The sequence below is a fragment of the Peribacillus huizhouensis genome (assembly GCF_014138605.1).
In the GTDB taxonomy this organism is placed as follows: Bacteria; Bacillota; Bacilli; order Bacillales; family DSM-1321; genus Peribacillus; species Peribacillus huizhouensis.
In genome coordinates this window covers 26995-47379 of the sequence record NZ_JACJHX010000017.1, presented here as the reverse complement: position 1 = coordinate 47379, position 20385 = coordinate 26995, and the positions used below count along the sequence as shown (strand labels likewise).

Genomic DNA, 20385 nt, shown 5'->3' with positions numbered 1-20385 from the left:
ACCACAAAAAAGTGGCTGTAACCTCTTTTTTGGTCATAATAATAAAAAAATAGCATTTACAAAATAGAATTAGACTTCTGTTGTACTATTTTAAACATCATAACGTTAAATTGACCAATATTAATTCATATGCTACTCTCAATTTTAATTAGAAAGAAATTTCAGTGATTTATTACCAACTACATAAATCTTTAAAAGCACCAAAGCTCTTCTATTAACAGGTAGGCATGATCAAAGCACCCTGTTTATAGTAGATTCTATATCTCGGGTATTCACTAAAAGTATTCATTGATGCTGTTCTGTTCCTCAAGCCAAGTGGCTCAATAAACCCGATTTTGGAATCAAATAGGTGCCATAGTTCTTCTCAAATGATTCACAGTTTTAGAATAATCCCGTAGTTTTAATAGATTCTGAAGATGTAAAAAAACAGTGAACAAAACATTGTGATAAAAGGAGCCGTCGTACATGGAGAATTCATTAAATGCCAAATACGGTTTAAAAAGAGTGATCAATGCAAGTGGAAGAATGAGTATATTAGGAGTTTCTGCCCCAACAGATTCTGTCATGAACGCAATGAAGGTAGGCGGGCAAAATTATGTTGAAATAGCTGATCTCGTCGACAAAGCTGGTCAACATATCGCTCGTTTACTACAATCTGATGCAGCGATTGTTGTTAACTCTGCATCCAGTGGTATTGCTCTTTCCATAGCAGCCATTGTAACAGAAGGAAACCAACGAAAAAGCGAAAAACTGCATCAAATATCCATTCCCAAAAATGAAATTATTATGTTGAAAGGCCATAATGTACAGTACGGGGCACCGATTGAAACGATGGTCTATCTCGGCGGTGGAAAAGTAGTTGAAGTTGGTTATGCAAATGAAGGCAGGGCAGAGCATATTTCAGACGCTATTAACGAAAATACCGCAGCCATCTTATATGTTCAATCGCATCATGCCGTACAAAAAAATATGATTTCCGTTGAAGAAGCTTGGGAAATTGCCAAAGCGAATCATATTCCATTCATCATCGATGCTGCTGCAGAAGAAGATTTGCAAAAGTATGTACAAGTATCTGATTTAGCTATTTATAGTGGTTCAAAGGCAATTGAAGGACCAAGTTCTGGAATCGTTTGTGGTAAACAGAAATATATCGAATGGCTTAAAGTTCAATTACATGGCATCGGCAGAAGTATGAAAGTGGGCAAAGAAACAACATTTGGCTTATTACAGGCAATGGATGAGTATTTTAATAAAACCGATAATAGTAAAAAAGAAAAGGAAAGTTTACAAGTTCTCACAACATTAGAATCTATCGATGGTGTACACGTATCCATTGTACAAGATGAGGCTGGTCGTTCCATCTATAGAGCTCGAATCATGATTGATCCAGAACTTACGTATATAACAGCAAGAGAAGTAAATGATCAGCTTAAGAATGGTGAATTAATCGCGATTTATACTCGTGATTACGGCGTTCGCCAAGGCTTTTTTGATATCGATCCACGCCCTTTACAAGGTGATGATATATACGTGATTGAAGATCGTTTGCGAACCATTTTAGGAGGAGTGGACAATGTCTAATATGAACAAACGCTTTTACCAAAATCGAATAGCTTTAAATGTACTAGCTAATCATATTGATAACGCCGTAGAAGTTTTTGAGGCAGCAGAAGGTCACGTATTAGTTGGGATTCTATCAAAAAACTACCCTACCGTTGAATCAGCAGTAGCAGACATGAAATCATATGGAAAAGAAATTGATGAGGCCGTTTCAATTGGCTTAGGTGCTGGGGACAATCGCCAGGCAGCAATCGTTTCCGAGATTGCTAAACATTATCCCGGTAGTCATATTAATCAAGTATTTCCTGCGGTAGCAGCTACACGGGCTAATTTAGCAGAAAAGGAAAGTTGGATCAATGCACTGGTATCGCCAACTGGTCAAGTCGGTTATGTGAATATATCAACCGGTCCTAACAGTGCTAAAGCCGATGATTTAGCCATCGTTCCTATCAAAGCAGCGATTGCTCTAGTTCGAGATATGGGCGGAAATGCACTGAAATACTATCCGATGAAAGGGTTAGCATGTGAAGATGAGTACCGTGCAGTCGTCAAAGCTTGTGGTGAAGAAGGCTTCGCATTAGAACCGACTGGTGGAATTGATTTGGACAATTTCGAAAAGATAGTAGATATTGCCCTAGAAGCAAATGTGCCAAAAATCATTCCACATGTTTACTCTTCCATCATAAATAAAGAAACTGGTAGGACAAATGTAGAAGATGTGCGAACACTACTAGCCATTACGAAAAAAATGGTTCAAAAACATGGCTAAGTCTTTGGAGTCGTGATGATGTGATGACTCGTAACACGGGCAATGACAGAATCGATGAGGCTGCCCGACATGGACAGCCTTTTCTTCATCAAAATATTTGCCATGATGATTAATATCATGCACTTTTGTCGGATCAGTATAAACCCTATTCTCTTTATCTTTTACAACCGCATCCTTTTCCCAGCTTCCTTCCCACAGCTTATAGTAAACTTCTAAATATTCCTCCGCGATATTGTAGCGTTTCCCATGTTGAAACTTATCGCCGATCTCGCTTTTTTTAGTGCCGCTTTCTAAATAGGGAGTCACTATATTCCAACCGATTCGGCCGTTTGTTAAATGATCCAATGTTGACATATTACTCTATATTGTTATATTGATTTGATTGATCTTCTGGATGTGCCCACAGCCCTGGGGACATATGTGACACACAATTCATATCAAATGCATTTAGATAAATTCTCTTTTTAGTCACTTTCCTCTCTATCCATTCCCTTTTTGACTTCTTCGCTTTACTAGTTCGAATTACAAATAAACATATTTGTTTATTTGGTTTTATGTAAGTATTTAGCCCTTCGCTAAATACATTTCCTAAGTTATACATATTTTGTTACGACAACTATATTGTTATAGTCGTTCCTTAGAATCCATTTTATAAACGTCCAAGAATTCATGCAGTTTTTTGACAAGCCCGCCACTTCCAAATCGGATTACTTTATCTCGCTTCAGCTCCGATTCTACTTCTTTGGCAAACTCTAAAAAGGACAATAGATAAATTCTGCGTGAGAGAATATTGACTATGCCATACTCGTAAAACCAGTTATCAATTGTATTATAAATTCCTTTGTTTAACCCATACTGTAAATGGCACCAATTAAAGAATTGTAAATCAGGCAGATTCAGATATTTGCTTTTTCCTAAGGGTTTTCCTTTCTCCGTCTTTATAAAAATCCTCAAATTGTTTAAATTCTTCGATTGCATGATGGATGTCCTCCGTAATTTGTATTTTTAATAAATCAATTGAAGCAAACTTTTGCTCCTCCCTGACTTTAAAAAGAAGTTGACACTCTATGAACTCTCCATATAGGTCATCGGAGAAGTCGAGAAGATGAACCTCAAATGTTTTTTTCAAAGTTGATCCAAATGTTGGTTTAACACCAACATTCATAACGCCTCGATATTGCTTTTCTTTTACAACTACCTGTACGCCATATACCCCATTCGCTAACAAGACATCTTCTGCATCTACATTGGCTGTAGGAAAACCTAATTGCCGTCCCATTTTCCTACCATGTACCACTCTCCCAAAAAGAGATTCAGTAATAACTTCCTTCCCTTCACCAAGTAAAATAGTGTCAAATTCGAATGGTGCATCCTGATTGTTCATCATCTACACATCCCCTTTTATATTTGGTAAATACAAAAAAACTCTTCTTATTAAAGTGATAAGAAGAGTGAAATGTACACAAACAAGCTACCATTGTCTCCTCTTATCTTTCGAACCATTAGTTCGCTGGAATTGGCACAGTACTCATAAAGAGCCTTTTGCCGAGATTTCATTGGACCAGTTCCTCCATCTCTCTTGATAAGATTCTATATATATGAAATTTTAAATCACATCGGATTACTTAGAATAATTATTACATTCAATATATAAAATGTTCAATTTTTTGTCAAGTGTTTACTATCTGATTTTTCCGATACTTCACAATACATGTTTAACGTGGATAAAAGATTGTCATTAAGTAATTACTAAGACTCCTATGTTAACAGAGCGAATTCTTTAAGGAATATGTCTGGCAGGAGTTCTTTAAGAAAGCTGCCTTAGGGTATTCTTTATTTTTTTTCATGAATTGTGATTTCCCTCTTAACTTCCTCAATATTGGTGTCACTATAAATTCCTGTACCATGTCCACCCGTGGTTTTAGCTAGCAATTCTTTCACCTCATTATAAGACATGCCTGAACGTTCATTTTTTCTTTTAACTGCATCAATGTTTGTTCCCGCCACCGTAAATGTATCTTGACGATCGTTATTTTCCATTATAAAGAAACCTCCATTCCGTTTCCCTTAATTTCTCCTCAAAAGTTCTTTTTAATCCGAAATATAAAGAGATAAGGCCATATATGAAGTTTGGAGGTTAGTTCTGCAACAATCATAAAGTTTTAATCAATCTTCCGCTCCTGCCGTTCATATCTTACTTATTAAAAGATATGGTGACACTTATCTAGTTGAATGGATAGAGGTGTATGATGAAGAATTATAATTATAAAGCGAAAAAAAAAGAAAAAAGATGACGGAAAACAGGGCATGGATGACGGATGCGTACCTGGATGTATTGATTTTTTTCTATGGCCATTGCAACTGTCCGTATTAGGTTATCAGAAACTTTAAAGTATCCTAATTTACTCCTCATACAAGACAGTCCTTCTAACTCTCTTTGTCTTTCAACCACTTCTCTGATCCGATCTACTCATTTGCCGCACTTTCCAATTCTCTGCTGATTGAATAGAGATTGTCAGAATATCTTTGGAATAAAATAGATGCTTCATCTACTACGGAATCAAATTTTTCCGACTCTTTCTATCCATGTCGCTACATCTGTATGTACACTTTGTATTAATTTAGATTCATTTATTTCTAACGTTTCTGATGATTCTTGGAACATCCCTACACGTGCTCAAATTCCTTCAAAATCTATATTTGAACCTACACTAATATGCTATTTAGCCATATTGAAATACTACTATAATCTCCTATCCTTTACCATAAGTCTCCAGTAATGAATTAGGAAGAAAATGTAACGATTATTTCAACTTGTATATATGAAAGGTTATTTTTAAAAAAGCTTAGAATACTAGGAAACATGCATGATTTAAGGTTTACATATTTTTTTGCAAACAACTCAAATATCAAGACGCCCTCTAAAAGAAGCTTTTAGACCCATCCGATTAAGTTCCAGTGAAATGAGATCCTCGCATTGGCCCTTAAGACTACACTATTTTAGATCAAATTTTGGATAAACAAGTTATAACATTAATAACGTAATGTGGCATTTAAATTATGGAAGGAACGAAGGTATATCTTTTCATACAAAACAAGCCATCACATACGACTTCATAAGAAATCTCGTACATGATGGCTTCGTAGAGTTATTTTATTACTCTTTACTGAATTCTTTTGTACTTCTAACTGTATCAATCGGGCGAACTAATTTTTCAATTTGTTCACGTTTCGGTTCTAAGAATGGAGGTAATGATAATTTTTCACCAAGTGTTTCATACGGTTCATCACCCATAAACCCTGGACCATCAGTAGCAAACTCAAATAAAATATGTGGTGCAACTCTTACATACAATGACCCGAAGAAGAAACGATCAATAAACCCTGATGTTTGGAATCCAAAGTTTCTTATATGTTTATCCCATTCTTCTAAAACAGATCGATCTTCAACACGGAATGCCGCATGGTGAACTGTACCAAAACCTTGTTGCGCTTGAGGAAGTTTGGCATTATATTCGACAACTACTTGAGCACCATTTCCACCCTCACCCACTTCAAATAAATGAAGTGAATCTTCATTAGCTATTTCTTTAAATAAGAGAACCTTTTCCAGCATTTCTTTAAAGTAATCAAACTGAGCAATCCGAACAAAGATTGGCCCTAATCCGGTAATCGCATACTCTAGTGGGATTGGTCCGTTTTGCCATGGTGTACCAGAAACAACGCCTTCATTGTTTTCATCTGAAATCAACTGATATTGTTGGTCATCAAAATCAACAAACGAAAGTGTCTTTTTACCAAATTGTTCTATAACTCCTGTGTGCTTTACTTCTAAACGATCAAAACGTTTTACCCAATAATCGATTGCCGCATCACTTGGTACACGGAAAGAAGTCTTTGAAATCTCATTTGTACCATGCGCGCCTTTAGATATGCCTGGGAAGTCAAAGAAAGTCATATCTGTACCTGCACTACCAATATCATCTGCAAAAAATAGGTGATATGTCTGGATATCATCTTGGTTAACGGTTTTCTTTACTAAACGCATGCCTAAAACATACGTAAAAAATTCATAGTTTTTTTCTGCACTACTTGTAATCGCTGTTACGTGGTGAATACCTTTTAATTCGTTCATTTTACATGCCTCCAATTGATTCATAATTTTATTTTTTCATACTGAGCGCTTCTTCCACTTAAGCTAATTTACTACTTAATTTATACTTTTATAAAATATTTTCCCTATATATTAATGGTCTAGTCATTTTTTTATAACGGCTTATCTCTAATTAAAATATCTTTAATTCGAAATAGATATATCATGAATTAAATTAGCTGTCAATCATAAGAGACGATGATTACAAAAGGAAGGGAAAAAATAAAGTGAAACTTCAATCAGTAGGGGTCTTATTGTCCGTTAATGCGGGATAAAAAAAGGTGAGACCTACTTATAGTAGATACTCACCTTTCCTTCATTGACTGATAAACTTTTATCGTCCTCTTACTCAATGTTATTTTTTAAAAATTCCAAAGGGTTTACCGATCGGTAGTACAACTTGTCCAAAGTGTGTATTTAACACATTCGCAGCTGAACCATAGAAAGATAGCAAAGCGATACACATTTCAGCTACGGCAGCTATCATATGAGTTACATCATACATAATGTTAAAAGAACTTAAAGATAAGCCAATAAATAGGAAATCAATAAAGACGAAAATAGAGAACAAAACTTTATTTGTTTCCATGGCCCCGATCGTCATAAAAAGACTGAAAATCAAATAGCCAATAAACGCAAAGCCAAGCTGTTTGGCATCACCATTTGCAGCGAGTTTTTCGCCGAAAAAGCCTAACTGAATCAACCATGTTGTTCCGACACCGAACCAAAATAATCCGAATGCTCCAAATGCAGTTGTCCCAAATATATTGTTATGTTTCGCATCTAGGACCGAGGCATAAATTTGAGCTAAACCGCCTAAGAAAAACACCCACGGTAAGAGATAAGAAAGCCCTTCTGTTAAACCTAATTTTTGCGATGATGCTACCAATGTTACCATCGCAAGACCGAACAATCCTAATGCGGATGGATCTGCTGTTGTTATTTTTACTTGTGTGTGATTCTGAGTACCCATTATTTCCTCCTTAAAAAACATACTTATGTAATGTATCGGAAAAGACAAAGGGTGTCAATACTGTCTTTTTCGATGAAACACAGAATCCTATGAATCCACACTCCCACTAAAAACGATGTTTTCGCTTATTTACTACCGTTTTCTCACGCTTTCATTTTCAGACTAAATTGAAAATCAAAGGAATATTGAACATTTGTTAAAAGATACCTTAAATAGACTATAGGTTAACTAAGTGAAGTAGTTCCATTCTTTGGACTTATACAAAGAGCCATATATACTGCAAAAATAGGAGAATTGTTTCTCGTGAAACAATTTGTCAATCGTGCACTTCGTCCCTTAACGAGATGGAAAAGCCGCATGGGAATTGGCGGAAAGCTCGAATGCTATCCCGACAATTGCAAAAGATTTAGAATCATTACTCATTTCATTACGAAATGTCAATAATGTAATCCAAGGCGTACAGGCAGTAACAAAAGAAATGTCTTCATCGTCTGAAGAAGTGCACGCTTCAATGGAGGTAGTTATGTCGCTTGCAACCGATAATGCCAGTCGTACGCATTCTGTGGCAGATGCACCAGACTTACCAAAAGAGGCTATTCATTCTCGTGTCAGCACGATCCAATTGCTTAATCAGTCATCTGCAAATCTTCTCGCAGCACTTGAAAAGGTCAACCACACATACATGACATCATAAACAATGTATAGAGTGTTAGGTCGACACTTCTGGGACACCCATTGTATTGTTTTATTTTAAGGCTCTTTTCGTAAAGATTGTTGTTTTTGCAAGAAACCAATTCGAACAGATGTTGATCTTCGTTACAGGTGCGAGACTCCTGCGGGAAAAGCGTGTTGAGGGAGACCCCGCAAGTGCAAAGCACTGAGGAGGCTTCTGAGACCGCCCGCGGAAAGCGAGGACCTGCAACGGAAATCAACCCGGGTTATTAGTGTAAAAATGATTGAAAAGCAACAAAGTATGTGAAAACAGCCTATTTTAAAATGATTCATGTGATGTTAAGGCGTATTTTAATCTATATAGAAACACCGTAAAGAAAGCATGTATCATCAAAAATTTTAATTACTCCCCCTTAGACTAAGCTACTAATTGATATCCCCACAAAACATTACTCTACATTTGAGAATTTGGGCTTTTATATAAATCTTCAGTTGCTTCACTTTTTAAAAACAACACAAAATTCAATCTCTATCGCAAAAATTGAATATGATCGAATGAGGAGAACACCTATTTTTTTAAAATATACATTTGGTTATTGACATTCGTTCGTCATCGTTATATGGTTAATTACATAAGTAACTAACCAATATGGCGGTGACACAATGAAAAACTTAATTGACGATGGCCGGCCAATTTTTGTCCAGATCGCAGAACGGATTGAAGATGACATTATTGAAGGTGGTCTGCCTGAAGAAGCACAAGTTCCCTCAACGAATCAGTTCGCCGCATTTTACAAAATCAATCCTGCAACTGCAGCGAAAGGCGTTAATTTGTTGGTGGATGAAGGCATTTTATACAAAAAGCGAGGGATTGGAATGTTTGTTGCAGAGGGAGCACGAGTAAAAGTAATAGAAAAACGGAAAGAGCTGTTTTTCGAACAGTATGTGATCACGATGATTCGTGAAGCAGAGAAGCTTGGGATTACAACTAATCAGTTGACGGATATGATCCAGAGAGGAGATAACAAACGATGAAAAACGTGATTGAAGTTACGCAGCTGAATAAATCTTATGGAAAATTTAACGCTATTCATGACACTAGTTTTACCATGCAAGCCAATAAAATCTACGGACTTCTCGGTAGAAACGGTGCAGGTAAAACAACTTTAATGAAAATGATCACAGCACAAATTTTTCCTACAAGTGGTGATTTGAAAGTATTTGGGGATAATCCCTATGAAAACGCCAACATCCTTAGCAAAATTTGTTTTATTAAAGAAAGCCAGAAATACCCTGATCATTATAGTATCCTTGATGTATTAGAAGTTTCTAAATCCATTTTCCCAAATTGGGATGTCAATTTTTCTAGGTTACTAATTGAGGACTTCAAATTACCCCTTAAGCGAAAAATAAAAAAGCTATCCAGAGGGATGCTTTCTGCAGTAGGAATTGTGATAGGGCTTGCAAGTCGGGCGCCTCTCACCATTTTTGATGAACCATACCTAGGTCTCGATGCGGTTTCAAGAGGGCTATTTTACGATAGATTAATGGAAGATTATGTTGAACATCCAAGAACAGTGATTCTGTCTACCCATTTAATTGATGAAGTGAGCAACTTACTTGAACATATTTTAGTCATTGACAATGGAAAGCTAATTCTTGATCAAGATGCAGAAGAGTTACGAGGTAAGGCTTTTACGGTCACTGGTCAAACATCTAAGGTAGAAGCATTTCTCATCGGAAAAGAAACGGTTTACCGTGAGCCGTTTGGCGGATTACTTTCTGCCACTGTTATGTGCAGTCAACACGGTACTGATCAAAAACAAGCAGCAGCAAGTGGACTTGAGATATCCCCTGTTTCCTTGCAGCAACTTATCGTCCATTTGACAAGTGGAAAATCTGAACAAAAAGGAGCGATTGCAGAGTGAATAATATTACTGGTGTCTTAAAACTTCATTATCGTGATAAATGGTCATGGATTTATATTCCAGCTATCATTCTGTTTTCTAGTTTCGCAGTAAATCTAATTGTAAGTTTCTTGTTTATGAATCAAGAAGATATGTATACAGGTGGAATCACTTCAATTGTCATTTACGTGTTTGTAGCAGGAATTATGGTAGTAGGGAAAACATTTTCATTCGCTATCGGTATGTCAATTAGAAGAATCGATTATTATATAGGAACGGCAATAATAGGAATAATCAGTAGCGCCCTCTTTACAAGTTTGATATTCTTATTTGCTCAATTAGAAAAAGTAACCGATGGTTGGGGGACTAAACTTCACTTTTTTCACTTTTCCTATATCAATGATGGGGCACTTATAGAGCAATTTACGCTGTATCTGATTCTATTCCTTAATATGTTCTTCCTCGGGTTCATCATTTCGAGTTTTGCACGGCGCTTTGGCTACAAAGGAATGTTCATTGGTGCATTGGTCACATTACTGCTCGGAAGTTTAGCGATCTTCCTTTTGCATCATTTCGAAGTTTGGGGAAGCATTTTTAGTTGGTTTGCCAACCATACCGCTGTACAAATTGCCTATTGGCTCGTACCTCTTACTTTGCTCTATCTACTCGGCTCCTATCGCATGTTACGACGGGCAGTCGTTTAATCTCTCAATGAAAAAATGCATTTCCAAAAAATAGTGTAAAATCATAAAGTGAAACTTCAATCAATGGGGGGTTCTTCATCCCCCACCGATAGTTAGTCCCGTTCTACTGTCGCTAAATCTCCGATAAAGCGACAGTACGTACCATTTTTGCATCGAAGTTTCATGAGAAAATCATTATAATAAAATCTCCATCCCTTCAACAGCAATGTGAAACCCCCTGCCCTTTACTTGTTTGATATAGGGGCTTTCTGGATCGATAACCGGATTGGAGTGATTAAAATGTGTGAAGTAAATAGCTGTTTCCTCCACTAATCCTTGCAAACGGTCCATTGTTTCCGTCATCACTGGATGAGGTATTTCTTTATAGTCTCGCCCCATTCGTTCTATTTCTTCGATGGAATAGAATGTGCCATCCAATAAGCAAATATCTGCTTCCTTAGCCATTTCATAAATATCATGGTCCCATTCGTCCCATCTGTCGATATCAGGGATATAAAGTAGTTTACGAGTAGGTCCTTCAATCCAAAATGCAAATGTTTCAGAAAACTCATTGCGGTGGGGGACTTCCACAGGAGTTATTCGAACAATTGGTGTAAGTTCAGTAGAATGTTCATGCTTGATCTCGATCGGCGCAATATTTTCAAGATCAACTAATTGCTTCCATGGTGCATGATTTTCTAATAGCTGTTTCATTTTCCCCCCACAATAAACCGCAGTCCCTTTAGACCCGATCGCTTCTTTACCCAAAAACATTAAACCGGGATAATGTCCAATATGGGCATGAGTAAGCCAAATACTATTCATTAGTTTTTTTTGAAGCTCATATTTCATTTGGATAGATGCCATCTGCTCCCGAAGATCTGGTGTAGCATCAATCAAATGCCACTCTTTTGACTTTGGCAATATAATCGCCAAGGAGGCTGCAAATCTCCTATACTTTGAATCTTTTATTGCTTCTAGACAATTTTTACAAAAACAATTCGGGTGCGGCACACCAGCATCCTGTGCCGTTCCAATAATATTTACTATCACTTCACTCATATTAAATTCCTCCTACTAACTTCCTCTTGCACTTGATTCTCACGATAATCCTTCCTTGTTATCGTCCATCCAGTAACTCCATAGATAACATTAATAACAGGAACAATAAAAGCAAAGAATAGATACGGAATAAATTGTTCTACACTTACCCCCAACATATTCGCTGCAAATACAGCTGGCACGCTCCATGGAACTAGTGTGATACCGACTGTTCCTGCTGCTTCAACGCATCTAGATAAATTCTTCGTATCTATTTTTAAATCTTTATATGTTTGAACAAAAGTTCTTGCCGGTAAGATAATCGCCAAAAATTGGGCACCACTTGCGAAGGCGACGATAAAAGTGGATATAATTGTTGTAGCAATTAGTGAACTAGCTGATTTTATTTTACTAATGATCGGACGGACTAAAGTTTGAAAAACACTAGTACCTTCTAAAAGCCCGCCTAATGCTGTAGCAATGGTCAATAATCCGATTGTATTAAGCATGGAAACTAATCCACCACTATTTAATAATGAGTCAACCTCTTCGACACCAGATTGAGCATTAAATCCAGATGTCATTGTGTTAACCATAGAAGTTACGGATTGGCCTTGGATGAATATAGTTAATAGACCTCCGAGTAAGCCAACGAGCATTAATGTGGGCAAAGCGGGCATTCGTTTCATCATTAAAAAGATTGTGAGTAAAGGCAATAGTAAAAGAAGCGGATGAATGATAAATGTCTTTTGTAACCCCGATAAGATCATATCGATTTTCCCTGTATCACCAGCACTATAGTGTGATCCATTACTAAAAAAACTATATAAAACTAATGTAATAAGAAAGGCAGGGATCGTATCCCATAACATATGACGAACATGGCTGAATAAATCCGTATCTGCCATAGCAGGAGCAATATTAGTCGTATCGGATAAAGGTGATAATTTATCTCCAAAAAACGCCCCCGAAATAATGGCACCAGCAATTAGACCTGGTGGAAAGCCCATTCCCTCACCTATTACCATAAACGCTAAACCAATCGTGGCAATAGAAGTAAATGAACTGCCAAGTGTGACGGCAACGATGGCTGTAACAAGAGCTACAGCTGGAACAAAGAAAGAAGGATGAATAAATGTTAATCCATAATAGATCATTGTAGGGATTACACCACTAGAAATCCATGTTCCCACGATCACTCCGATAACAAGTAAAATAAAAATAGCAGGCATTGCCTTCGAAACACCTTGCACCATCATTTTCTCCAGCTCATCCCATTTAAATCCACTTTTCAATCCTACTAAGACGGTCCCAATGATGCCAATAATTAATGGAATAAACATACCAGCTTTCCAAATAAAGATGGACGCAGCACCTGCAATCATTAACGTAACAATGGGCAATAGAGCTAATCCGATTGATATTTCTTTCTTCATCTTACCTTTCACTCCTTTTATTTCGATTTAAATAAACTCTTCTCCAAAAATTAGTGCGGATAGTAATTTTTCTTATTCATGTTTCAAATTTAATGCCAGACTATCACTTGGATATGTGCACCATATTTGAAAACAAACTAGAAATAAAATAAACGGAGCCCCCCTCCCAAAAAAGGGACGAAGAGCTCCGCGGTACCACCCTGATTAACAAAAATTTTTTTGTTCTCTCATTAGATTAACGGCATTGCCGGACCGAAGTCAGCTCCCTAATTGTAATTCACTGAATGCTTGGCTTAGTTTGCACCACCCACTAAGTCTCTAAATTTCCTAAACATTCAGCTACTTTTATAGTTCAACGCTTTTATACTTTTATGCTTTTGTGTATGAAAGTATATTAATATATGCATACCATGTATGTCAATAACAAGCGTGTACTTTTTTAATAGAAGGCATCCAATAAACGAGGTTTATAGTAACTTTTATTCCGGACTAGACTTTAAATCGTTCATAACTAACTTCATCAATACTACAAAAAAAGAAGAGGATGTCCCAAAAGAAAAGGGTCAGAACCTGCAATAACTAAATACAGTATAGGATAAGTGAATGAAACACTACATACTGATTTAGAATGCAAGGTCAGACCCCGTTGGGACATCCTCTTTCTTTAAATTAACTTAAAACGAGTTTCACAACTGCTTCACAATGTGTCGTCATAGGGAACATATCCACAGGCTGAATTTCAACCGCATGATACCCACCATCTTCTAAAATACGTAAATCACGAGCAAGTGTAGCCGGGTTGCACGATACGTATACGACCTTCTTCGGTTTCATCTCGATAATGGTATTTAATAAAGTCTCCTCACAGCCTTTACGTGGTGGATCGACTACTAATACATCTGCGCGGTTCCCATCTTGATACCATTCAGAAATAACGTTTGCTGCTTCGCCAACTTCAAATTCAACATTATTAATTTCGTTGATAAGAGCGTTACGGCGTGCGTCCGCAATTGCTTCTGGTACAACTTCCACTCCAAGAACATGCTTAGCTTTTTGTGCAAGAGATAGTGAAATTGTACCAATTCCACAATAAGCATCAATAACAGTCTCTTCCCCAGTAAGCCCGGCAAATTCAAGCGCTTTGCTATAAAGAACCTTTGTTTGATCAGGGTTAATTTGGTAAAAGGATAGCGGCGAAATAGCGAATTTCACATCGCCAATATAATCATAAATGACATCATTACCCCAAAGCACCTTTGTTTTTTCACCCATAATGACGTTTGTCCGTTTCGAATTCACATTATGAACAATCGATTTAACATGGGGCAAACGAGCTGTGATCTCTTCAACAAGATTATTCTTTTGAGGAAGTCTAGCCGCTCTTGTAATAAGTACAATCATCAGCTCCCCAGTTTGTTTTGCGTAACGAGCCATAATGTGACGAAGAACACCTTGGTGATGTTTCTCGTTATATGGTTCTACTCCGAGTTCATTACATATTTCTTTCACAGCTTGAATCGCTTCATTCACAGCTGGATGTTGAATAATGCTTTCATTGGTATCAACAATGTCATGGCTCCGTGGTCTAAAGAAACCAGCGATAAGCTTTCCGTCTTTTTCTCCAACAGGGACTTGGGCTTTATTGCGGTAGTGTAAGGGTTGTTCCATACCAATAATCGGATGAATCGTCACATCCTTAAGTTTGCCGATTCTTGCCATTACTTCACGGACTGTTTTTTCTTTAAATTTTAACTGACCTTCATAACTAAGGTGATGAAGCTGACTTCCACCGTATTTATGTGCATCTTCTTTTTTCACTTCAACACGGTCTATACTTTTTTCCTTCAATTCCATTAAGCGACCAAAACCGTAGCCCTTGTTCGTTTTCGTTACTTTGATTTGTGCTTTTTCCCCCGGCAACACGTAGGGAACAAAAATGGGATAGCCTTCGACCTTGGCAACACCCGACCCATCATGTGTTAGGTCCTCAAATTCTACATCTATTACATCATTTTTTGAAACGGGAATTGTTTTTTCCATTGTATACTTCCTTTTCTATCGAAATGCTTACAGTATCTGTAGCAGTATCCATCATATATTTAGAACTCTTATTTTATCACACATTTACTAGACAAACAAAAGCACCTTTTAGCGAGATTTTTCATAAAAATAAATAAAGTAATCAAAATAAATGCGGACATGCGTATAACATCTAATTTTTGATGCAAAATAAGGAAAAAAGTGAGGTGAGCAAAATGGGATTATTCCAATCGATTTCTGCCTGGAATACAGCCAGACAGGAAAAACATATTGCACTCATGCAGGATAAAGGACTATGTCCAGATTGCCGCGGTCGGGGTTACAATTCGTATGCTCCTTATGAATACAGCTACACAAATGTGTATGATTGTCAAGGCTGTAACGGTAGTGGCTCCTATGTGGACTGGGCAGAAACAACTAGTCAAACGGACAGCTAGGAGTATAGATTAGCGAACACGCCTCTTAACAGCTTTAAAAGAAAATAGAGATTGCTCGATAAAGGAGTTCTTTGCCTTCATGGAGCAATCGACTTTTTTGTGGAGGCTAAAGCGTGTAATTCTAAGCGTTCGAATCATTAGTAAACACACCACCACCCTCTGCTTTATGGAACGGACTTGCTAGGTCTTATCTTCGAGCAGAAGGTCTGACCACAACTTTATCCACAGTTCATAGAGATACTTACACTTAAATTGAACTGGATATTAAAGTTGCGGTCTGACCCTTTCGTTATGGATATTTTGTTAGTTCCTACAATTCTTTGCTTCTTCAAAGAATTGTTTTAACGCATCAAGTAATTCTTGAGACTCCAAATTAAAGATTCCTGATGAGTCATCAGAAATTGTTTTAACACGAGCGCCTGGGACAGAGCGAAGGTATTCCATCGCTCCTTCCTCTGTCAGTCCGATTCCCTCCTGATTTCCTCGAAGGATTAATACCGGACAATTAACATTAGCTAGTTCTTTCCAAAATGGATGTTCATGGGAATCATGTTCGATCGCTTTTAATGTATCGAGCGTCATATGAGTCAGCGCAGTTCTCCCTGTTTTCTGAACAAGAAGATTGGCCCATCCTTCTGGTAAATCTGTTTCTACAGCAGGGTAATCACCGATGATGAGTCCTTTTAAACGGCTTAGATTCTCCATCGCAAATCCTAAAGCATAAACCACACCACGATGAAAACCGAACAAAACGAAATTTTCAATATGGATATGATTAATCACGCTTTCAATATCAGTCACATGATCTTCTAGCGTATATCCCATCTCTGGTGCATCACTTCGCCCTCGTCCACGCATCGTAATAACTAGAGCACGACGGGGCGCAAGAGCACGAAGTATATCTTCATACTCTTCCCCCGTCTCCGTCAAACCAGGAATGATGACAAGTGGGGGTTCTATAGACGGTCCAGTGTTGTCGATATAATGGATTCGTATGTCTCCATTTTTAACCCAACCTTCAAGCATTGCATTCGCTCCCTCATGACAGATGTTTCACCATGTATTCATAATCATGCCCGTTAATTTGTCTACAATTCACAGATTTATATCCCAGCTTACTATATAAACGGTGTGCACGCGTATTTTTTACCTCAACGTTCAAAGACATCCTCCTATGACCTTTTGATTTCCCAAGCAGTTCAGCTGCTTCAATCAAGGCAGTCCCTACTCCCTTTCCCCAATACTGTGGGTTTACACTCACTGTATCGATATAGAAATCTCCCGGTTCAGCTTCTTTCTCAGTCATTATCTCCGAATTATTATTCTTCTCTCTTAAACGTTTCACGATTGGTCTATCCAATTGCTCCGCTTCACTTCCGAGATAGGTCACAATAAGACCAGCTACATTCCCTGCAATTTCTATAATTAGCGTGTTCTCATAGCTTAACCGATTATTTGGATGACTAAAGAAATATTGCAGCACATCTAAAATAGCTTTTTCTTCCTGTTCATCAGTCAGAGCTTCAGCAATATCCTGAATCGCCAACCGAATTAAATAAGCGGAAATTGGAGCATCCGCTGGTTTTGCTTGTCTAAGTAACATTGGTTTAATCTCCTCAATCAGAAAAAGGATGGCCTAAAAAGGTCTGACCTACAATAGAATAAACAAATTATTAAATATATCTAACCCTGTTTATTGTTGTATGGTCGGCCGCTTTAATTTTGAGCCATCCTCAATTTTATCACGCATTCGTTCATACTTTCGATAGATCGAAGCGAAAGCGAAGATCTTAACGACAGTAGAACGAGACTAACAATCAGTGAGGAATGCATCCCCCACTGATTGAAGTTTCACTTTATTCATTTATACATTCTGCTTATTTTCTGGATCATCATATAGCGTATTTTCAGGAATAAAAACATCGAAATGACGATACTGACTGACAAATTCAGCTGGAGCTAGTCCACCAAATTCACCGTCTAAATTTAGCATCATTTCATTTTTTGCGGTTACTTTAATTCGGTTTGCTTTAACATAAATAACATTTTTATCATGAATATGCTCCCCACGTAATGCAAGAGAGGCCACCCTGATAAAGTCGGCTAGATTTGTTTTCTTTAAAATTAATAACGTAAACATGCCATCATTTAACGAAGCGTCAGGTGCTAGTTTTTCAAAGCCGCCAACAGAATTTGTGTTCGCAACAAGGAAAAGCATAATTTCCCCTTCAAAAAACTTCCCATCATATTCAATCGTTACATCCGTTGCACGGATCGAAGGTAACATTTCAATGCCCTTCATGTAATAAGCCAATTGGCCAAGCATCGTTTTTAACTTTATCGGTACCTCGTAAGTAAGCTCCGTTAACCGGCCGCCCCCAGCAATATTGATAAAATACTTTTCGTTCATTTTCCCGATATCAATCGGCATCGTATGCCCCTTTGTAATAATATCCACCGCAGCATCAATCGAGCGTGGGACATGAATTGCTCGCGCAAAGTCATTCGTTGTTCCGGTCGGAATCACACCAAGTTTCGGCCGTTTTTCCGCTCCGGCTAGGCCGTTTACAACCTCGTAAATCGTTCCGTCGCCTCCTGCTGCAATTACAACATCATAGCCGCGTTCAACAGCAATTTCTGCAGCGCGTGTCGCATCACCAGCTCCTGTAGTCGCATGACAAGAGGCTTCATACCCAGCAGCTTCAAGTTTAGCTAAAACATCCGGTAAATTTTTCCGAATCATTTCTCGGCCTGATGTCGGATTATAAATCAATCTTGCTCTTTTCATTTCCATCATCCTAATGTTAAAATACGTTTCACTAAATGGTAACGATTTACCAAACAGAATGCAACGAGCAACAATAATCACGTTAGCATTACATTCGTAAACAGTAACCTAACTCCCGAAATCATTTCTGAACAAATTATATAGTAATTTTTTCAAAAACTCTAGTTTTAACGTCTATGATAGTTAGCTTTGATTATATATGAACATAACCATCTCCATTCTTAGTTTCCCCCTTCAAAGTACGATAAATCCATGAATTCTCGATTTATTGATTTGTTTTCATAAAATACATCCATGAGCTCTTCTCCGGTGGCGGTGCGGAGCTGAAATTCTGAATGATTTCTCGATCAAATCAGTATACCTCTAAGTAGACTGGCTATATTAAAGTTACGAAGCTTCCGTCCCCATGTCCTTTATACAAAAAACGCCCCATCCATCATCTTGTCTTTATGATGATGGATGGGGCGAGCCGAGTCTATTTCTACTTATTAGCGTTTGTTCAACTCAACTAATAAAATTTTATTTACTAGTTGTGGATTGGCTTGTCCTTTTGTTGCTTTCATGATTTGACCAACTAGGAAGCCAGTAGCTTTTTGTTTTCCTGCTTTGAAATCTTCAATCGATTGCGGGTTATTATCAAGTGCCTCATTCACGATTTTCGTAAGTGCACCTTCATCTGAGATCTGTACTAGACCTTTTTCCTTCACGATCGTTTCAGCATCTCCACCATTTTCAACAAGCTCTTTGAACACGGTTTTAGCAATTTTAGATGAAATCGTTCCGTTTTCAATCAGCTTAATCATTCCTGCAAGTGCTTGAGGTGTAAGGGCGATGTCATGGAGTTCTTTTCCTTCAGCATTAAGATAAGCAGAAAGTTCTCCCATAATCCAGTTGGACGCTTGTTTCGGGTCCGCTCCTTGCTCAACCGTTGCTTCGAAGAAATCAGCTGATTCTTTCGTTACGGTCAAAACAGCCGCATCATACTCAGGTAACCCCAGCTCTTCTACATAACGTTTTTTTCGTGCATCCGGAAGCTCAGGTATTTCAGCTGCAATCCGCGCTTTCCACTCTTCGTCGATATGAATGGTCATAAGATCTGGTTCTGGGAAGTATCGGTAATCATCTGAACCTTCTTTTACACGCATTAGAAGTGTTTTTCCTGTTGATTCATCAAATCGACGTGTTTCTTGTTCGATTACTCCACCTGCATTTAACACTTCAGCTTGACGAATTTCTTCATATTCTAAACCTTTACGAACAAAGTTGAATGAGTTCAAATTCTTCAATTCTGTTTTTGTTCCAAACTCTTTTTGTCCAACAGGGCGTAAAGAGATGTTTGCATCGCAGCGTAATGAACCTTCTTCCATTTTACAATCGGATACACCTGTATACTGGATAATCGATTTGATTTTTTCCAAATACGCATAAGCTTCATCAGGTGATGTAATATCAGGTTCCGAAACAATTTCAACAAGTGGCGTACCTTGGCGATTATAATCGCAAAGAGAATAGCCATCATTTGTGTGTGTCAGTTTACCAGCATCTTCTTCCATATGAATGCGTGTAATGCCGATTTTCTTCTTCTTGCCGTTGACTTCAATTTCAACCCAGCCATGTTCACCAATCGGCTGATCGAATTGAGAAATTTGATAAGCTTTCGGGTTATCTGGGTAAAAATAGTTTTTCCGGTCAAATTTCGTAATTTCTGGAACTTCACAGTTTAAAGCAATAGCTGCCTTCATGGCAAAGTCAACTGCCTGCTTATTAATTACCGGTAGAGTTCCTGGATAACCAAGGTCAATCACGGTCGTATTCGTATTAGGAGCCGCCCCAAAATGGTTCGGGCTTGCAGAGAAAATTTTAGAATCTGTTTTTAATTCAACATGGACTTCAAGGCCAATTACCGTTTCATAGTTCATCTTATTC

General features: G+C 37.8%; 18 protein-coding genes, 1 pseudogene, 1 riboswitch and 1 other annotated feature. Of the genes and pseudogenes, 7 read left to right on the top strand and 12 right to left on the bottom strand.

Annotated elements, in window-relative coordinates; translation table 11 throughout:
- Positions 1 to 465: 465 nt before the first annotated feature.
- Together HNP81_RS19445 and dagF are read left to right on the top strand one after the other, a co-directional pair.
- On the top strand, positions 466 to 1581 hold the full coding sequence (locus HNP81_RS19445) for a DgaE family pyridoxal phosphate-dependent ammonia lyase (protein ID WP_182503726.1): 1116 nt from the start codon (positions 466 to 468) through the stop codon (positions 1579 to 1581).
- Positions 1574 to 2329 carry a 2-dehydro-3-deoxy-phosphogluconate aldolase gene (gene dagF, locus HNP81_RS19440; RefSeq protein WP_182503725.1) on the top strand — a complete coding sequence of 252 codons (756 nt, stop codon included), beginning with the start codon at positions 1574 to 1576 and terminating at the stop codon, positions 2327 to 2329. The genes HNP81_RS19445 and dagF overlap by 8 nt, the downstream gene beginning before the upstream one ends.
- A gap of 57 nt (positions 2330 to 2386) precedes the next feature.
- On the opposite strand, the pseudogene HNP81_RS19435 reads toward dagF, so the two are convergent.
- The 5 genes and pseudogenes from HNP81_RS19435 to HNP81_RS19415 all read right to left on the bottom strand — a co-directional run.
- Positions 2387 to 2801, bottom strand: a pseudogene (locus HNP81_RS19435) (LLM class flavin-dependent oxidoreductase); the annotation flags it as partial.
- Between the two features lie 414 nt (positions 2802 to 3215).
- Positions 3216 to 3716, bottom strand: a complete 501-nt coding sequence (locus HNP81_RS19430) for a riboflavin kinase (protein WP_246399477.1) — start codon at positions 3714 to 3716, stop codon at positions 3216 to 3218.
- A gap of 97 nt (positions 3717 to 3813) precedes the next feature.
- Positions 3814 to 3918: riboswitch (SAM riboswitch) on the bottom strand.
- A gap of 244 nt (positions 3919 to 4162) precedes the next feature.
- Positions 4163 to 4369: a gamma-type small acid-soluble spore protein gene (locus tag HNP81_RS19425; protein ID WP_182503724.1), complete on the bottom strand. Its 207-nt coding sequence runs from the start codon at positions 4367 to 4369 to the stop codon at positions 4163 to 4165.
- Between the two features lie 1117 nt (positions 4370 to 5486).
- Positions 5487 to 6464: a ring-cleaving dioxygenase gene (locus tag HNP81_RS19420; protein ID WP_182503723.1), complete on the bottom strand. Its 978-nt coding sequence runs from the start codon at positions 6462 to 6464 to the stop codon at positions 5487 to 5489.
- A gap of 373 nt (positions 6465 to 6837) precedes the next feature.
- Positions 6838 to 7455: an acetate uptake transporter gene (locus HNP81_RS19415; protein WP_182503722.1), complete on the bottom strand. Its 618-nt coding sequence runs from the start codon at positions 7453 to 7455 to the stop codon at positions 6838 to 6840.
- A gap of 364 nt (positions 7456 to 7819) precedes the next feature.
- On the opposite strand from HNP81_RS19415, the gene HNP81_RS19410 reads away from it, so the two are divergent.
- From HNP81_RS19410 to HNP81_RS19395, 4 genes are all read left to right on the top strand, one after another.
- Positions 7820 to 8149, top strand: coding sequence for a hypothetical protein (locus HNP81_RS19410; RefSeq protein ID WP_182503721.1), 330 nt, complete (start codon positions 7820 to 7822; stop codon positions 8147 to 8149).
- 641 nt (positions 8150 to 8790) lie between these two features.
- On the top strand, positions 8791 to 9162 hold the full coding sequence (locus tag HNP81_RS19405) for a GntR family transcriptional regulator (RefSeq protein WP_028389727.1): 372 nt from the start codon (positions 8791 to 8793) through the stop codon (positions 9160 to 9162).
- On the top strand, positions 9159 to 10055 hold the full coding sequence (locus HNP81_RS19400) for an ABC transporter ATP-binding protein (RefSeq protein ID WP_182503720.1): 897 nt from the start codon (positions 9159 to 9161) through the stop codon (positions 10053 to 10055). Before HNP81_RS19405 ends, HNP81_RS19400 begins: the two co-directional genes overlap by 4 nt.
- The gene (locus tag HNP81_RS19395) at positions 10052 to 10738 is read left to right on the top strand and encodes a hypothetical protein (protein ID WP_028389725.1); all 687 of its coding nucleotides are present in this window, start codon (positions 10052 to 10054) and stop codon (positions 10736 to 10738) included. Before HNP81_RS19400 ends, HNP81_RS19395 begins: the two co-directional genes overlap by 4 nt.
- Positions 10739 to 10912: 174 nt before the next feature.
- Here HNP81_RS19395 and HNP81_RS19390 read toward each other — a convergent pair whose 3' ends face one another.
- The 3 genes from HNP81_RS19390 to rlmD form a co-directional block, all read right to left on the bottom strand.
- Positions 10913 to 11779, bottom strand: coding sequence for an MBL fold metallo-hydrolase (locus tag HNP81_RS19390; protein ID WP_028389724.1), 867 nt, complete (start codon positions 11777 to 11779; stop codon positions 10913 to 10915).
- Positions 11776 to 13194, bottom strand: coding sequence for a Na+/H+ antiporter NhaC (gene nhaC / locus HNP81_RS19385; protein WP_182503719.1), 1419 nt, complete (start codon positions 13192 to 13194; stop codon positions 11776 to 11778). The genes HNP81_RS19390 and nhaC overlap by 4 nt, the downstream gene beginning before the upstream one ends.
- Before the next feature lie 170 nt (positions 13195 to 13364).
- Positions 13365 to 13559, bottom strand: a binding site (T-box leader).
- 304 nt (positions 13560 to 13863) lie between these two features.
- Positions 13864 to 15234: a 23S rRNA (uracil(1939)-C(5))-methyltransferase RlmD gene (gene rlmD / locus HNP81_RS19380; RefSeq protein ID WP_182503718.1), complete on the bottom strand. Its 1371-nt coding sequence runs from the start codon at positions 15232 to 15234 to the stop codon at positions 13864 to 13866.
- A 215-nt stretch (positions 15235 to 15449) separates the two neighbouring features.
- Between rlmD and HNP81_RS19375 the strand changes: the two genes are divergently transcribed.
- A complete protein-coding gene (locus HNP81_RS19375; RefSeq protein WP_084552147.1) occupies positions 15450 to 15671 on the top strand; it encodes a methionine aminopeptidase in 222 nt (73 codons plus the stop codon).
- Between the two features lie 303 nt (positions 15672 to 15974).
- On the opposite strand, the gene HNP81_RS19370 is transcribed toward HNP81_RS19375, so the two are convergent.
- The 4 genes from HNP81_RS19370 to gatB all read right to left on the bottom strand — a co-directional run bounded on the left by HNP81_RS19370 (position 15975) and on the right by gatB (position 20378).
- On the bottom strand, positions 15975 to 16697 hold the full coding sequence (locus tag HNP81_RS19370; protein ID WP_051404771.1) for an alpha/beta fold hydrolase: 723 nt from the start codon (positions 16695 to 16697) through the stop codon (positions 15975 to 15977).
- Positions 16698 to 16710: 13 nt separating this feature from the next.
- Positions 16711 to 17274: a GNAT family N-acetyltransferase gene (locus HNP81_RS19365; RefSeq protein WP_182503717.1), complete on the bottom strand. Its 564-nt coding sequence runs from the start codon at positions 17272 to 17274 to the stop codon at positions 16711 to 16713.
- Positions 17275 to 17535: 261 nt separating this feature from the next.
- Entirely contained in the window at positions 17536 to 18459 is a 924-nt protein-coding gene (locus tag HNP81_RS19360) for a diacylglycerol kinase (protein WP_028389720.1), read from the bottom strand.
- Between the two features lie 488 nt (positions 18460 to 18947).
- Positions 18948 to 20378, bottom strand: coding sequence for an Asp-tRNA(Asn)/Glu-tRNA(Gln) amidotransferase subunit GatB (gatB, locus tag HNP81_RS19355; protein WP_182503716.1), 1431 nt, complete (start codon positions 20376 to 20378; stop codon positions 18948 to 18950).
- Positions 20379 to 20385 lie beyond the last annotated feature (7 nt).

Excerpts from the sequence above, each read along its gene's own strand:
- HNP81_RS19375 (WP_084552147.1), top strand. The coding sequence starts at position 15,450 with ATGGGATTATTCCAATCGATTTCTGCCTGGAATACAGCCAGACAGGAA.
- HNP81_RS19390 (WP_028389724.1), bottom strand. The coding sequence starts at position 11,779 with ATGAGTGAAGTGATAGTAAATATTATTGGAACGGCACAGGATGCTGGT.
- HNP81_RS19415 (WP_182503722.1), bottom strand. The coding sequence starts at position 7,455 with ATGGGTACTCAGAATCACACACAAGTAAAAATAACAACAGCAGATCCA.
- HNP81_RS19425 (WP_182503724.1), bottom strand. The coding sequence starts at position 4,369 with ATGGAAAATAACGATCGTCAAGATACATTTACGGTGGCGGGAACAAAC.
- HNP81_RS19405 (WP_028389727.1), top strand. The coding sequence starts at position 8,791 with ATGAAAAACTTAATTGACGATGGCCGGCCAATTTTTGTCCAGATCGCA.
- nhaC (WP_182503719.1), bottom strand. The coding sequence starts at position 13,194 with ATGAAGAAAGAAATATCAATCGGATTAGCTCTATTGCCCATTGTTACG.
- HNP81_RS19400 (WP_182503720.1), top strand. The coding sequence starts at position 9,159 with ATGAAAAACGTGATTGAAGTTACGCAGCTGAATAAATCTTATGGAAAA.
- dagF (WP_182503725.1), top strand. The coding sequence starts at position 1,574 with ATGTCTAATATGAACAAACGCTTTTACCAAAATCGAATAGCTTTAAAT.
- HNP81_RS19365 (WP_182503717.1), bottom strand. The coding sequence starts at position 17,274 with ATGTTACTTAGACAAGCAAAACCAGCGGATGCTCCAATTTCCGCTTAT.
- HNP81_RS19430 (WP_246399477.1), bottom strand. The coding sequence starts at position 3,716 with ATGATGAACAATCAGGATGCACCATTCGAATTTGACACTATTTTACTT.
- HNP81_RS19445 (WP_182503726.1), top strand. The coding sequence starts at position 466 with ATGGAGAATTCATTAAATGCCAAATACGGTTTAAAAAGAGTGATCAAT.
- HNP81_RS19370 (WP_051404771.1), bottom strand. The coding sequence starts at position 16,697 with ATGCTTGAAGGTTGGGTTAAAAATGGAGACATACGAATCCATTATATC.
- HNP81_RS19360 (WP_028389720.1), bottom strand. The coding sequence starts at position 18,459 with ATGAAAAGAGCAAGATTGATTTATAATCCGACATCAGGCCGAGAAATG.
- HNP81_RS19420 (WP_182503723.1), bottom strand. The coding sequence starts at position 6,464 with ATGAACGAATTAAAAGGTATTCACCACGTAACAGCGATTACAAGTAGT.
- rlmD (WP_182503718.1), bottom strand. The coding sequence starts at position 15,234 with ATGGAAAAAACAATTCCCGTTTCAAAAAATGATGTAATAGATGTAGAA.
- gatB (WP_182503716.1), bottom strand. The coding sequence starts at position 20,378 with ATGAACTATGAAACGGTAATTGGCCTTGAAGTCCATGTTGAATTAAAA.